The organism is Nonomuraea sp. NPDC023979, assembly GCF_040639085.1.
Taxonomy (GTDB): domain Bacteria; phylum Actinomycetota; class Actinomycetes; order Streptosporangiales; family Streptosporangiaceae; genus Nonomuraea; species Nonomuraea ceibae.
Map to the genome: position 1 here is coordinate 11636 of NZ_JBEZZG010000033.1, position 14286 is coordinate 25921.

A 14286-nucleotide genomic window follows, 5' to 3' on the forward strand; every position below is an offset into this window, starting at 1 on the left:
CGTGAGCAGGGTGGAAAGGATCTCCCCGACACCCGGGCCCGAAGGGCTTGCACAGCCCGGAGGGGCCTGGTCTGATCAGGAAGTGCGAGGTTATGAGGCTGCCTATCGGCAGAGCATCGAGGACCCCGAGACGTTCTGGGGCGAGGCTGCGCGCGGGATCGACTGGGACGTGCCGCCGGAGCGGGCGGCCACCGAGGGCGGCTGGTTCGCCGGGGGCAGGCTCAACACCTGTCACAACGCCGTCGACCGTCATGTGGCCGCGGGCCGGGGCGGGCAGGACGCGCTGATCCACGACAGCCCGGTCACCGGCACGGTGCGCCGCTACACCTACGCCGAGCTGCTGGAGCAGGTGTCCAGGACGGCGGGGATGCTGCGCGGGCTCGGTGTCGGCCGGGGCGACACCGTGGTGATCTACATGCCGATGGTGCCGGAGGCGGTGTTCGCGATGCTGGCCTGCGCCAGGATCGGGGCGGTGCACTCGGTGGTGTTCGGCGGGTTCGCGGCCGGTGAGCTCGCGGTGCGGATCGACCACGCCCGGCCCAAGGTCGTGCTGTCGGCGTCGTGCGGCATCGAGCCGTCCCGGACCGTCGCGTACAAGCCGCTGCTCGACGCGGCGCTGCGGCAGGCCGCGCACCGGCCGGAGCGTTGCGTGGTCCTGCAGCGGCCGCAGGGCCCGGCCGAGCTGAGCGAGGGCCGCGACCTCGACTGGGCGCGGGCGGTGCGGGAGGCCGAGCCCGCGGAGTGCGTGAGCGTGGCGGCGACCGACCCGCTGTACGTGCTCTACACCTCCGGCACGACCGGGGTGCCCAAGGGGGTGGTGCGCGACAACGGCGGGCACGCGGTCGCGCTGCACTGGAGCATGTCCCACGTGTACGGGGCCGCGCCGGGGGAGGTCTTCTGGGCCGCCTCCGACGTGGGCTGGGTGGTCGGGCACTCCTACATCGTGTACGGGCCGCTGCTGGCGGGGTGCACGACCGTGCTGTACGAGGGCAAACCGGTGGGGACGCCGGACCCGGGGGCGTTCTGGCGGGTGGCCTCGACGTACGGGGTGCGGACGCTGTTCACGGCCCCGACGGCGATCCGCGCCATCAGGAAAGAGGACCCATCGGGAAATTGCGCCAAAAAGTGGGACTTGTCGGCACTGCGCTACCTCTTCCTGGCCGGTGAGCGCCTCGACCCCGACACCTACCACTGGGCCGCCGGCCTGCTCGGCGTCCCGGTGATCGACCACTGGTGGCAGACCGAGACCGGCTGGCCGATGGCCGCCAACTGCGTCGGCATCGAGGAGCTGCCCGTCAAGCCGGGCTCGCCGACCAAGCCCGTCCCCGGCTACGACGTGCGCGTCCTCGACCAGGAGGGCCGCGAGTGCCCGCCCGGCGCCGAGGGCGCGGTCACCGTGCGCCTTCCGCTGCCGCCCGGCTGCCTGCCCACGCTCTACCGCGACGACGCCCGCTTCGCCGAGTCCTACCTGTCCCGCTACCCCGGCCACTACCTGACGGGCGACGGCGGCTACGTGGACGACGACGGCTACCTGTACGTGATGGGCCGCGTCGACGACGTGATCAACGTGGCCGGGCACCGGCTGTCCACCGGCGCGATGGAGGAGGTGGTCGCGGCGCACCCGGACGTCGCCGAGTGCGCGGTGATCGGCGTGGCCGACGAGCTGAAGGGCCAGCTCCCGATGGGGTTCGTGGTGCTCAAGGCGGGCGCCGGGCGCGATCCGGCCGAGGTGGAGCGCGAGCTGGCGGCGATGGTGCGCGAGAGGATCGGCCCGGTGGCGGCGTTCCGCACGGCCGTGGTGGTGCCGCGGCTGCCCAAGACCCGCTCGGGCAAGATCCTGCGCGGGACGATGCGCGACATCGTGGCGGGGCGCGCGTACCGGGCGCCGTCCACGATCGAGGACCCGGCCGCGCTGGCGGAGATCGCCGAGGCCGTCACGGACCGGTGAACTCCACGGTGAATCACCCAAAGAATCACCATAAAAAGCGTCATGATGGGATTTCTCACGCTCTTCGGAGACGCGCATGACGGACATCCTCAGCTACGCCGACGCCCTGAAGATTCTCGGCTGCGACCAGAGCCGCCTCGTCAAACTCGTCGACCTCGCCTCGACCGTGTCGCTGACCGGCTGGGCGCTGGCCGGCGGCGCGCGTCTGCCGATGGGCCTGCTCGACCTGCGCGCCGACGTGGTCCGTTACACCGAGGACGTGGTCCGCCGGATGACCGGCCGAGGCGGCCACCGCTTCGAGCGCACCCGGCGGCTGGCCGCGGCCCACGCGGTGATCGTCGTGTCGGCGTACTTCGAGGCGCTGGGCGAGGCGCGGCTGCCGGTCGGGCTGGAGTCGCTCGACCACACCGCCCACCCGGGCACCGGTCCCGCCGAACGGTTCGCCGCCCTGGTGGAGAGCCTGCTGCTGACCCCGCTGCCGATGCCCGAGCCGCACCGCCCGTACGAGGAGACCCGGCAGGCCGTCCAGCGCGTCCACCAGCGGATGTCCGAGGCGGTCACCGCCTACGCGCGCGGGCTGCCCCTGTGGGAGAAGCTGCGCGCGGGCGACCGCACCCGGCTGCCGATCCTGCTCGCCGACGGCACCGCCGCGCAGGCGCTGCGCGTCTACGACGAGGACTACCGGCTGCTCAGCCGCGACAACCCCGAGTTCGGCATGTGGAGCCTGGTCACCGAGACGCCGCCGCTCGGCGCCGGCCTGTCGCGGGTGGCGCGGTTGCTGGCGGAGCTGGCCCCGCCCCGCCTGGGCGACCGGCCGATGATCCACCTGGTGCGGCTCGCCGCCACCGCCCTGGACCAGCCGCTCATGTCGGGCGGCACCGCGCCCGAGGACGTCACGCTGCCGCTGCTCGGCGAGGGCTACATCAGCCCCCGCTGCCGGGTCGCGGAGATGACCCGCGAGGCCACGCCCGCTGCCCGGAGCTGGTGGAACGACCGCCGCCGGCTGCCCGACGCGGAGGCGTTCCTGGTCGGCCACCTCACCTCGCTCGGCGCCACGCAGGCGCCGCTCGTCGTGCTCGGCGAGCCCGGCGCGGGCAAGTCCAAGCTGGCCGAGGTGCTCGCCGCCCGGCTGGCCGGCTCGGAGTTCCTGCCGATCAGGGTCGAGCTGCGCCACGTCGTCGCCGAGTCCACCGTCATCTCCCAGATCGACCAGGGCCTGCGCAACGTGCTCGGCGAGGAGGTGCGCTTCGAGGAGCTGGTCGACGCGGGCGGCGGCGCGCTGCCGGTCGTCATGCTCGACGGCTTCGACGAGCTGATCTCCAGCCGCCACGACTACCTGGAGCAGATCCAGGAGTTCCAGGCCGGGCAGTACCGGGTGGGCAGGCCCGTCGCGGTGATCGTGACCGGCCGCACCGTGCTCGCCGACCAGGTCAGGTTCCCCGAGGGCGTGCTGGCGCTGCAGCTCCAGCCGTTCGAGGAGGACCAGGTGCGGCGCTGGCTGGACATCTGGGACCAGACCAACCGGGCGCTGCTGGCCCGCCACGACCGGGTGCCGCTGAGCGCCGACGCGGCGCTCGCCCACGGCGAGCTCGCCACCCAGCCGCTGCTTCTGCTGCTGCTCGCGCTGCACGACGCCACCGGCGACCCGGTGCGGCCCGACGGCACCGGCATCGGCCGCGCCGCCCTGTACGAGTCGCTGATCCGCGACTTCGCCCAGCGCGAGGTGGCCAAGGACGCCGCGGCGGGCGGGCTGCCCCCGGCCCGCCAGCGCGCCCTGGTCGACCGGGAGCTGGTGCAGCTCGGCGTGGTGGCGCTGTCGATGTTCGCCCGCGGCCGGCCGGTCGCGGCGGAGGCGGCGCTGGACGCCGACCTGGCCGCCGTGTGCGGGCAGGCCCGCCGCGACGCCGGCGGCACCGTCAACTGGGCCCGCCGCGCCACCCGCCGCTTCTTCTTCGTGCACCGCACCGAGCCCGGCGACCGGGTGCCGCGCTACGAGTTCCTGCACGCCACGTTCGGCGAGTTCCTCGTCGGCTGGCTGGCCGTCCACGCGGTGCGCGAGCTCGTGCGGCGGCACGACCTGCTCGACAGCGAGCTGGCCGCCGCCCCCGCCCAGGACCTCGACGACGACCTGCTCTACGCCGTCACCTCGTTCTCCTGCCTGGCCGAACGCGGCCCGGCGATCGGCTTCGCCGTCGAGCTGCTGTCGGCGCTGCCCGCCGACGTGCGCGCCCGCGCGGTCAGCCTGCTCGGCGCGCTGCTGCGCGAGTCGCTGCACGAGCGCCGCCGCCGCTCCTTCACCGCCTTCGAGCCCGTACGCCATCCCGTCACGCGGCGGCTGGCCGCCTACTCCGCCAACCTCACCCTGCTGTACGCGGCCGCCGCGGGGGAGCCGGTCCGCGTCTCGGAGCTGCTCGGCGACGGCGACCACCTGGCCCGCTGGGCGTCGTACGCGCATCTGTGGCGCAGCCAGCTCGGCGAGGACGGCTGGAACGGGCTGCTCGCGGCGCTGCCCGCGCAGCGCGTGTCGGAGGGCGGCGAGCGGGACGTGCTGCTGGGCGGCGCCCCCGAGCCGCCCGCGGCCGAGGGGCTGAGCTGGTGGTTCGACCACCGGATGCGGCAGCGGGCCACCGTGCTGCGCCACCGCACCCGGGCCTTCGCCGAGCGCCCCTACCTGCTCAGCCTCGACACCGACCTGCTGGCCGACCTGCTCGCCGACGACGCCGACCTGCCGCTCGTGCTGCGCCCGTCGGGGAACGTGGCCAGCGCCACCCACCTGGTGCAGGAGCTGCTGACCGGCGGCCCGGCGGGGCCCGAGGAACGCGTCGCCCTCTACCTGGACGCGATCGGCGCCGTCACCGCCGCGAACATCTCCGGCGGCGGCCGGCTGCTCGGCCTGATCGCGCACGCGGTCACGCTGGACGGCGGCGCGCTGCCGTTCGCCGAGCGCGGCCGCATCCTCAGCGAGCTGCTGCACGGCGGCGCCGAGCACGCGCTGCTGCGCCCGCTCGTCGAGTCGATGATCGCCGAGCGGTTCGAGAGCTGGGAGAGCCTCGTGCAGGCGGGCATCCCGGAGGACGTGCTCCGCAAGATCCACAGCCCCTAGGCGGCCGGGAGCTCGACCGTGATCGTCAGCCCGCCCTCCTCGCGGGGCCGGGCGACGACCGTGCCGCCGTGCGCCTCGGCGATCACCCGGACGATCGACAGCCCGAGCCCGCTGCCGCGCTCGGAGCGCAACCGGTCGCCGTGCAGCCGCCGGAACGGCTGGAAGATCGTCTCGATCTCGTACGGGGGCACCTGCAGCCCGGTGTTGGCCACGACGAGCTCGACCTGCTCGGCCCGCTGCCGCGTCGTCACCCACACCTCGCCCTTGGGGTGGTTGTGGCGGATCGCGTTCTCCACCAGGTTCTGCACCAGCCGCTCCACCAGCACCGCCTCGCCGGCGGTCGGCGCGGCGTCGAGCAGCCGGTGGATCGTCACCTCCCGGTCCTGCGCCTCGGCGGCGGCCAGGTCGAGCACGTGCTCGGCCACGTCCGTCAGGTCGAACGGCCGCCGGTCCAGCACCGCCTGCTCGCCCTCGGTCAGCGCCAGCAGGCCGTCGATGAGCCGCTCGTGCCGGGCGTTGACCAGCAGCAGCGACTCGCCGAGCCGTTTGACGTCCTCGGTCGCGTCCGGCCGCCGCACCGCCACGTCCACCAGCGTCCGGTTGATCGTCAGCGGCGTGCGCAGCTCGTGCGAGGCGTTGGCGACGAAGCGCCGCTGCCCGTCGAACGAGCGGGCCAGCCGGTCGAGCATGGTGTCGAAGATGTCGGTCAGTTCCTTGACCTCGTCGCGCGGCCCCCGCCAGCCGATCCGCTCGGTCAGGTCGTGGCTCTGCGCCACCCGCCGGGCGGTCTCGGTGGCGTGCCGGACCGGGCGCAGCGCCCAGCCGGCGGCCCGCCAGCCCAGCGCGAACGCCACGGCCGCGCCGCCCAGCACGACGAGCGCGCCGACGGTGCGCACGTTGGCGAGCGTGTCGCGCTCGTACACGGCGCGCACGTGCATGACGCGGTCGCGGGTGAACTCGTAGACGGTGCTGTAGCGGTGGGTGATCCAGCCGGCGTCGCGGACGTAGTCGGGGGTGATGAGCCCGGAGCGGTAACTGAGGCTCTGCTGCACCACGACGTGCACGCCCGCCAGCACCAGCACGCCCGCCACGAGGAACACCCCGGCGCAGGCCAGGCCGAAACGCAGTCGGACGCTCATGGGATGCGATACCCCGACCCCGGCACCGTCTCGATGACCTGCGGCTGGCCGAGCTTCTTGCGCAGCTTCATCATCGTGGTCCGCACGGTGTTGGTGAACGGGTCGATGTGCTCGTCCCACACCTTCTCCAGCAGCTCCTCCGCCGACACCACCGCGCCCCGCGCCCGCAGCAGCTCGGCCAGCACGCCGAACTCCTTGCGCGCCAGCGGCACGTACCGGCCCTCGCGGAACACCTGCCGGTGCGCCCAGTCCAGCCGCACCCCGGCTCGCTCCAGCATCGGCGGGTCGGCCCGCCTGGCCCGCCGCCCGAGGGCGTGCACCCGCGCCAGCAGCTCCTCGAACGCGAACGGCTTCGGCAGGTAGTCGTCGGCCCCCAGCGACAGCCCCGCCACCCTGGAGCGCAGGTCAGACGCGGCGGTCAGCATGAGCACCCGCACCAGCCAGCCGCGCTCCACCACGTGCGCGCACACCTCGTCCCCGTGCCTGCCCGGCAGGTCGCGGTCCAGGATCAGCACGTCGTAGTCGTGGACGCCCAGGCGTTCCAGCGCGGCCTCCCCGTCGTAGGCCACGTCCACGGCGAGCGCCTCGTTCCGCAGTCCCTCCGCGATCGAGTCGGCGAGCATCCGCTCGTCCTCGGCGATCAAGACACGCACCTTGGCCCCCAAAGATCCATAAATGAAGAACAGTGTGACCTTAAAGGCATAACGCCGACGTAACCACTTCAGGTGACGCCCGGGTTATGCGCCCGGCGCTGGACTTTCTCCCCTCCGGCCGGGATCCGCCCGGCCCGCCCGGGGGGAGTGCCGCATGGCCGCGCACCGCCTGTTCGCCGTCGTCCTCGCGCTCGCCGCCGCCCTGCGGGTGCTCGTCATGCTCGGCTACGACACCGCGATGGTGTACTGGTACGACTCGTTCACGTACCTGGACACGGCGGTCCACCTGCAGCCGCGCGGGGCCTTCCACCCCGCCGGCTACTCCGCGTTCCTGTGGCTGATGCGGCCGTTCGGCAGCGTCGAGCTGATCGCCGGGGTGCAGCACGCGATCGGCCTCGGCATCGCCGTCATGATCTACGCCCTGCTGCGGCGGCGCGGGCTGCCCGGCTGGGGGGCCACGCTCGCCGCCGTGCCCGTGCTGTTCGACCCCGCGTTCGTCAGGCTGGAGCACGCCATCCTGTCCGACCTCCAGGTCATCGCGCTCGTCGTGGCCGCACTGTGCGCGCTGATGTGGCGCGAGGAGGTCACCTGGCGGGCCGCCGCGCTCGCCGGGCTGCTGCTCGCGCTCGCCGGGGTCACTCGCACCGCCGCCGCGCCGCTGATCGGCCTGGCCGTCCTGTGGCTGCTGCTGCGCCGCGTCCCCTGGCGGGGCGTCGTCGCGCTCGCCCTGGCGGGCGCGCTGCCGCTGATCGGCTACGCCGGCTGGTACGCCCAGCACAACGGCCGCTTCGCGCTCAGCGGCTCCGACGGCGTCGCGCTCTGGGCGCGCACCATGACGTTCGCCGACTGCTCGATCATCAAGCCGCCGCCCGAGGAGGCCCCGCTCTGCCCCAACGGCACCGTCCTGGACGCCGCCTCCGAGTACGTGTGGGCGCCCGGCGCGTCGCTCAACCGGCTGCCCGGCGGCCGGTTCGCGCACAACGACCTGGCCCGCTCCTTCGCCGTGCGCGCCATCGCCGCCCAGCCGCTCGACTACCTGCGCGAGGTGGCCGCCAACACCGCGCTCGCCTTCACCTGGGAGCCCGTGCCGCACCCCGACCGCATGACGCCCACCTCCCGCTTCCCGTACGGCACCTGGACCCTGCCGGGCAACCCGCTGGTGGACAAGGTGCGCGCCGAGTACGACCCGGACATCCGCGGCATGCGCTCGGTGGAGCCGTTCGGGTCGATCCTGGCCGCCTACCCGTACCCGTGGTTCCTGCACGGGACGCTGTTCGGGGTGATGCTGCTGGCCGGGGCGGCGGGCTCGATCGGCCGCCGCCGGGCCGCGCTGCTGCCCTGGACGTTCGCGATGTTCCTGCTCGTCGCGCCGGTCGCCGCGCTGGACTTCGACCACCGGTACGTGCTGCCCGCCATCCCCCTGGCCGCCGTGGCTGCCGCGCTGGCCGTAGCCGCGATACCGCGTCCGCGGCATCGCGCGCCCGTACGGGAACGCGTTACCGTGCCCGTATGAAGACCTTCGCCCTGGTCTGCGGCATGGGCGTGGTCGTGGTGTACTCGACCCTCCTGGCCACCGGCAACCAGCCGGACGCCCGGCCGCTCGACCTGGCCGGCTACGTGCTGCTGGCCGTCGCCGCGCTCGGGCTGGCCTGGCTGCCGCGCGACCCCGTGGCGGCGCTCGTCGCCTGCGCCGGGGCGGCCGCGCTCTGCTTCGTCCAGGGCTACGCCTACGCGTTCTGGTGCGCGCCCGCGCTGATCGCCGTGTTCGCCGCCATCGACGCCGGGCGCCGCGCCGCCGGGTGGGCCGGGGCGGCGTTCCTGGTCGCCGTGCCGCTGACCGGCGCGATCGCCCACCCCTCGGCGGACCGGCTCGTCGGCGTCGTCATCTGGGCGCTGCTCGTCCTCGTCGTCGCCCAGCCCGCCGAGGTGTCGCGGGCCCGCCGCGACCACACCGCCGAGGCCGAACGGCGCGCCGCCGACGCCGAGCGCACCCGCGAGGAGGAGGCGCTGCGGCGCGCCCAGGAGGAACGGCTGCGGGTCGCCAGGGAGCTGCACGACGTCACCTCCCACACGATCTCGGTCATCGCCCTGCACGCCGCCGTCGCCGCCGAGGCGGTGACCCGCGCGGGCGGGCCGCCCGAGGCCGCCGCCGCCCTCCAGGTCATCCGCGCCTCCAGCCGCCAGGCGATGACCGAGATGAAGACCATCCTCGGGATTCTCCGCCCCACCGCGGCCGGGGCGGGGGAACGGCAGCCGCAGCCCGGGGCGGCACAGCTCCCCGCGCTGGCCGGGAGCGCCGGGCTGCCCGTCACGCTGGAGGTCGCCGGGGCGCGCCGGGACCTGCCGCCCGTCGTCGACCTGGCCGTCTACCGGATCGTCCAGGAGGCGCTGACCAACACGCTCCGGCACGCCGCCGCGACCCGCGCCGCCGTGACGCTCACGTACGAGCCGGACGCCGTCCGCGTGCGCGTCGAGGACGACGGCGCCGGAGCCGGAGCCGCCCCGGCCTCGCCCGGACCGGAGCCCGAGCAAGCCCATGCTCGCGGGCAGGCTCAGGGGCACGGCCTCACCGGGATGGCGGAGCGCGTCGCGGCCGCCGGCGGGCGGCTGAGCACCGGTGACGGGCCCGCGGGCGGGTTCCGCGTCGACGCCTGGCTGCCCGCGTGATCACCGTACTGCTCGCCGACGACCAGCCGCTCGTCCGGGCCGGCCTGCGCGCGCTGATCGACCCCGAGGACGACCTGTCCGTCGTCGGTGAGGCCGCCGACGGCCGCGACGCGGTCCGGCAGGCCGCCCGCCTCGACCCCGACGTGGTGCTCATGGACATCCGCATGCCCGGCCTCGACGGCCTGGCCGCCACCCGTGAGATCGCCGCGACCCGCACCCGCGTCGTCGTGGTCACCACCTTCGACCTCGACGAGTACGTCTACGAGGCGCTGCGTTCCGGCGCGAGCGGCTTCCTCGTCAAGGACGCCGACCCCGCCGAGATCCGGCACGCCGTCCGGGTGGCCGCCCGGGGCGACGCGCTGCTGTCGCCGGGGGTCACGCGGCGGCTCATCGAGGAGTTCACCGCCCGCCCGCCGGACCTCAGCCCCGCCCGGCTCGCCCCGCTCACCGCCCGCGAACGCGAGGTCCTGACCGGCGTGGCGCGCGGGCTGACGAACGGGCAGATCGCGGGGGAGCTGTTCATGAGCCCGGCCACGGTCAAGACGCACGTGAACCGGATGATGGCCAAGCTCGGCGTGCACGACCGGGCGCAGCTCGTCGTCCTCGGCTACGAGACCGGCCTGGTCCGTCCCGGCCGCCCCTGAGCCGGGCCGGAACCCGCCCATCGGCCAGGCCGTCACCAGAGCCCCGGACGGCTCGGGGACGGCCCGGCTGCTGGGCGGCCGGTGAGGTCGGGCTGGTTCGAGGCTGCCGTTTCGGCGGATTGTTACGTAAAATTCGGGCATCGCGAGTGTTGGGGGCGCCAGGGTGCCGAGACAGGGCGTGGGTGTGGTGGTCGATCCCACCGTGCCGCCGGAGGTCGCCGGGATGCTGCGGGGCAGCGGGGCGCTCCTGTCGAGGTTCAGGGCCGGCTGGGTGCCGCCCCCCGTGGAGCCGATCGAGCGGCCGCGCGGCCCGTCGAGCCTCGCGCTGCTGGCCGCCACCCCGGTGGTCGTCGCGGTGGTGGCGGTGCTGCGGGACACGCCGCTGTCCGTGCTGGGGTTCATGGTGCTGGCGATGTTCGTGCTCGTCGTCCTGTTCAGGATCGCTGGCATCAGCGAGGTGCCCGAGGACGACCGGCCGCGCGAGCGGGCCGTCTACGAGCAGGCCCGCTGGTACGAGGGCCGCTACCTGTTACCCGGGGACTTCGACGAGGACGCGGCCCGGATGCTGGCCCGGGCGCAACGGGCCATCGGCACCGTCCTGCGCTCCCACGTCAACGCCGAGGGCCTGCTGGACGACGCGCGCAACGCGGTGATCCTGCCCGAGCAGGAGTGGGAGCTGGCCAGGCTGCTGGCCAAGCTGTCGGCGCTGCGCGCCGAGCACCGCGAGCTGACGGAACGCGGCATCGCCCCCGAGGTCGCCGCCGTCGTGCGCCCCCTGGACAACGCCCTGGCCGGCAGCGAGGCGGCCATCCTGGCCCGGGTCGAGGCGCTGGAACGTTACGCCCGCCACGTCGCCGACGCCGAGCGCGCCTACCACGCGCGCGCCCAGATCGAGGAGCTGCGCGCCCGGCTGCCGCGCTACGAGGAGCTGCTGGCCGAGTCGGGCGCCGACGCGCTGGCCGTGCCCGAGCTCGACCGGCTCAGCGAGGACGCCGAGGACGTCGAGCGGGCGCTGCGGCGCAGCGTCACCTCCGCGCACGAGGCTTTTCGCTATCTGGAGAGCTGACCCGCGCCGGACGGCGTGAGCTGACCGCAGGGCCTGCCGCCGGGACATAGCGCCACATAGGATCAAAATGTGCCCGGTCGTCCTGCGAAGGTGATAGTCGAGCCCACTGTTCCAGCCGCGACCGCCGACCTGCTCCGCGGCAACCGCAAACTGCTGCTGCGCGTCCGTTCCGGCTGGGTCCCCGCGCACCGCCACCCGCCCGCCGTCGGCCTGGTGACCCGGACAGTGGCGACCGTCGGGGCGCTGATGGCGATGTCCGCCGGGCTCGGGTTCTTCCTGGCCGGCCGCTACACGCCGTTCGTCGCCGTGATGACGCTGGCCGCGCTGCTGGCCGTCGCCGTGCTGGCCAGGCCCCGCCCGGACGCCGAGGTGGAGCGGCGGCACGAGATCGAGCGCCAGGTCTACGACAGCGCCCGCCGCTACGCCGGCCGGTTCGTGCTGCGCGAGGACCTGGACGAGGCGGCCCGCGCCCTGATGACCCGGGCCCAGACGGCCGTCGACGCCGTCCTGGACTCGAACGTGCACGCCGAAGGGCTGCTCGACGACATCCGCAACGCGGTGATGCTGCCCGCCCAGGAGTGGGAGATCGCCCGGCTGCTGGCCAAGCTGTCGGAGCTGCGCGCCGAGCATCGCGGGGTGGTGGCCGAGGGCATCACCCCGGAGGTGGCGGCCGTCGCCGAGCCGCTGGCCCAGGCCCTCGACAGCAGCGAGGCCGCCGTGCTGGCCCGCGTCGAGGCGCTGGAACGTTACGCGGGCCACGTCGCCGACGCCGAACGCGCCTACCGCGCCCGCGACCAGATCGAGCGGCTCGGCGCCCGCCTGTCCAGTTACGAGGAACTGCTGGCCGAATCGGGCGCCGACGATTCGGCCGTGCCCGAGCTGAGCCGCCTGGCCGAGGACGCCGGCCGGCTGGAACAGGCCCTGCGGGACAGCGTCACTTCAGCCCAAGAGGCATTCCGCCATTTACGCGAATGAAATGCGCAATTACCGATAACCAGCAGGAGAATGAAGCCGGCAAAGAGAAATTCCCCTAGGATCCCGATTTGTGGAAGTGGTGGTGGATCCGGGGGTGCCGCCGGAGGACGCGCAACTGATCCGGGACAGCGGCAAGGTCCTGACCCGGATGCGGCGAGGCTGGGTCCCCCCGCCGCCGCCCCCCGCCAAGCGCCGCGGCGTCGGCATGATCATCGCCGTGGTGGCCGCCGGAGCCGCCCTCATGGCGCTCGGCGCGATGCGCGGAGGCGTCGGGCTGCTCCTCATCTTCATCGGCATCCCCGTCCTGGTCGCCGCCTTCATCCGCACCGACCTCTCCGACGATGACGACGAGGCCGTCGTCGACCGGCAGATCTACGAGCAGCTCCGCTGGTACGAGGGCCGCTACGTGCTGGCCGACGACCTCGACGAGTCGTCCCGCAGGCTGCTGGCCCGCGCCCAGAAGGCGATCAAGGCGGTGACCGAGTCGGCCGTCAACATGGAGGGCCTGCTCGACGACGTACGCAACTCGGTGATGCTGCCCGCCCAGGAATGGGAGATCGCCCGGCTGCTGGCCAAGCTGTCGTCGCTGCGCAGCAAGCACCGCCGGACCGTGACCGGCGCCGTCACCCCCGAGGTCGCGGCCGTGGCCGAGCCGCTGGCCCGGGCGCTCGACAGCAGCGAGGACGCCGTCGTTGCCCGGGTCGAGGCGCTGGAACGTTACGCCGCCAACGTCGCCGAGGCCGAGCGCGCCTTCCGGGCCCACCACCAGATCGAGGAGCTGCGCGGGCGGCTGCACCAGTACGAGGAACTGGTGGCCGAGTCGGGCGCCGACGGCTTCGCCGTGCCGGAGATCGAGCGGCTCAGCCGCGACGCCGACCAGCTGGAGCAGGCCCTGCGGCGCAGCCTCAACTCCGCCCACGAGGCCTTCCGCTATCTGGAGCCCTGACCCGCGATCCCCTGGGCGTCCTGGCAGGTGCGTACGAGCAGGTCGGCCAGCACGTCGGCGGCGTCGACGCGGCCCAGCTTGCGCGCGGCCTCGCCCATCGCCGCCCGCAGCTCCGGATCGGTCAGCAGCGGCATCAGCTCGGCCAGCAGGTCGTCGGCCGTCGGGTGCGGCTCCAGCAGCGCCCGCCCCGCCCCCGAGGACATCAGGTAGGCGGCGTTCTTGCGCTGCTCGTCACCGCCCGTCGGGATGAGCGGGATCAGCACCGACGGCTTGCCGATCGCGGTCAGCTCCGACACGGTGCCGGCGCCGCTGCGCGCGATCACCACGTCGGCCGCCGCGTACAGGTCGGGCAGCTCCGAGCCCACGTACGGCACCGGATGGTAGCGGTCGGCCAGCCCCGGCGGCAGCTCCACCGCCCGCATCTGCTCGATCCAGGCCGGCCCGCACTGGTGCACCACCTGGGCGTGCGGCAGCAGCCGGGGCAGCAGCTCGGCGATCAGCGTGTTGATCTGCTTGCTGCCCTGCGCGCCGCCCGTCACGTAGATCAGCGGCACCTCGAACGTCAGCCCGAACAGGTCGTAGGCGGCGGCCCGGTTGCCCTGCAGCAGCTCCGGCCGGACCGGGTTGCCCGTCACGACCGCCTTGGAGCGCGCCGAGGCCGGCAGGTAGTCCAGCGACGACTCGTGCGACAGCGCGATCCGGGTCGCCAGCCGCGACAGGATGCGGTTGGCCAGCCCCACCACCGTGGTCTGCTCGTGCATGACCAGCGGCCGGCGGATCAGCTTGGCCGCCACCCCGATCGGCACCGCCACGTAACCCCCGGTCGACAGCACCACGTCGGGCAGGTAGCGGGCGGCGTGCCCGATCGCCTGGAACACGCCCACCGGGATGCGGAACACGTCGGCGACGTTGGTGCCGAGCTCGCGCAGGTTGGGCCGGCGGCGCAGCTTGCCCGTGGTGATCGCCTTGAACGGGATGCCGTGCTCGGCGGTGAGACGGGCCTCCAGCCCGCCGGCCGTGCCCACCCAGAGCACGTCGTGCGGCACCTGGTGACGCCGCAGCGCCGCCATGGTCGTCAGAGCCGGGTAGGTGTGACCGCCGGTGCCGCCGCCGGTGATCAGCAGTCGCAGGGTTCGTGACATGCG

11 protein-coding genes are annotated in these 14286 nt (G+C 74.0%); 8 read left to right on the forward strand and 3 right to left on the reverse strand.

Annotated elements, in window-relative coordinates; genetic code table 11:
- Positions 1-82: 82 nt before the first annotated feature.
- Both AB0G11_RS38730 and AB0G11_RS38735 read left to right on the forward strand, forming a co-directional pair.
- Entirely contained in the window at positions 83-1948 is a 1866-nt protein-coding gene (locus AB0G11_RS38730) for a propionyl-CoA synthetase (protein WP_357591632.1), read from the forward strand.
- 76 nt (positions 1949-2024) lie between these two features.
- Complete coding sequence (locus tag AB0G11_RS38735) at positions 2025-5051, forward strand: hypothetical protein (protein ID WP_219514947.1); 3027 nt, start codon at positions 2025-2027, stop codon at positions 5049-5051.
- Here the strand turns inward: AB0G11_RS38735 and AB0G11_RS38740 are convergent.
- A complete protein-coding gene (locus tag AB0G11_RS38740) occupies positions 5048-6190 on the reverse strand; it encodes a HAMP domain-containing sensor histidine kinase (protein WP_219514945.1) in 1143 nt (380 codons plus the stop codon). The two genes, AB0G11_RS38735 and AB0G11_RS38740, sit on opposite strands and share 4 nt — an antisense overlap.
- Positions 6187-6843 (reverse strand): response regulator transcription factor, encoded by a 657-nt coding sequence (locus tag AB0G11_RS38745; protein WP_357591634.1) that lies wholly within the window; start codon positions 6841-6843, stop codon positions 6187-6189. Before AB0G11_RS38745 ends, AB0G11_RS38740 begins: the two co-directional genes overlap by 4 nt.
- A gap of 154 nt (positions 6844-6997) precedes the next feature.
- Here AB0G11_RS38745 and AB0G11_RS38750 point away from each other — a divergent pair, with 154 nt between their 5' ends.
- The 6 genes from AB0G11_RS38750 (at position 6998) to AB0G11_RS38775 (ending at position 13141) form a co-directional block, all read left to right on the forward strand.
- On the forward strand, positions 6998-8356 hold the full coding sequence (locus AB0G11_RS38750; protein WP_357591636.1) for a hypothetical protein: 1359 nt from the start codon (positions 6998-7000) through the stop codon (positions 8354-8356).
- Complete coding sequence (locus tag AB0G11_RS38755; RefSeq protein ID WP_357591638.1) at positions 8353-9510, forward strand: histidine kinase; 1158 nt, start codon at positions 8353-8355, stop codon at positions 9508-9510. Before AB0G11_RS38750 ends, AB0G11_RS38755 begins: the two co-directional genes overlap by 4 nt.
- Positions 9507-10154 (forward strand): response regulator transcription factor, encoded by a 648-nt coding sequence (locus AB0G11_RS38760; RefSeq protein ID WP_219514938.1) that lies wholly within the window; start codon positions 9507-9509, stop codon positions 10152-10154. Before AB0G11_RS38755 ends, AB0G11_RS38760 begins: the two co-directional genes overlap by 4 nt.
- Positions 10155-10338: 184 nt before the next feature.
- On the forward strand, positions 10339-11220 hold the full coding sequence (locus AB0G11_RS38765) for a hypothetical protein (protein WP_219514936.1): 882 nt from the start codon (positions 10339-10341) through the stop codon (positions 11218-11220).
- A 69-nt stretch (positions 11221-11289) separates the two neighbouring features.
- Positions 11290-12195, forward strand: a complete 906-nt coding sequence (locus AB0G11_RS38770) for a hypothetical protein (protein WP_308126127.1) — start codon at positions 11290-11292, stop codon at positions 12193-12195.
- A 70-nt stretch (positions 12196-12265) separates the two neighbouring features.
- Positions 12266-13141, forward strand: a complete 876-nt coding sequence (locus tag AB0G11_RS38775; RefSeq protein ID WP_357591640.1) for a hypothetical protein — start codon at positions 12266-12268, stop codon at positions 13139-13141.
- Here AB0G11_RS38775 and AB0G11_RS38780 read toward each other — a convergent pair.
- Entirely contained in the window at positions 13126-14283 is a 1158-nt protein-coding gene (locus tag AB0G11_RS38780; protein WP_357591641.1) for a UDP-N-acetylglucosamine--N-acetylmuramyl-(pentapeptide) pyrophosphoryl-undecaprenol N-acetylglucosamine transferase, read from the reverse strand. The genes AB0G11_RS38775 and AB0G11_RS38780 overlap by 16 nt on opposite strands.
- Positions 14284-14286: the final 3 nt, after the last annotated feature.

Excerpts from the sequence above, each read along its gene's own strand:
- AB0G11_RS38780 (WP_357591641.1), bottom strand. The coding sequence starts at position 14,283 with ATGTCACGAACCCTGCGACTGCTGATCACCGGCGGCGGCACCGGCGGT.
- AB0G11_RS38755 (WP_357591638.1), top strand. The coding sequence starts at position 8,353 with ATGAAGACCTTCGCCCTGGTCTGCGGCATGGGCGTGGTCGTGGTGTAC.
- AB0G11_RS38740 (WP_219514945.1), bottom strand. The coding sequence starts at position 6,190 with ATGAGCGTCCGACTGCGTTTCGGCCTGGCCTGCGCCGGGGTGTTCCTC.
- AB0G11_RS38750 (WP_357591636.1), top strand. The coding sequence starts at position 6,998 with ATGGCCGCGCACCGCCTGTTCGCCGTCGTCCTCGCGCTCGCCGCCGCC.
- AB0G11_RS38735 (WP_219514947.1), top strand. The coding sequence starts at position 2,025 with ATGACGGACATCCTCAGCTACGCCGACGCCCTGAAGATTCTCGGCTGC.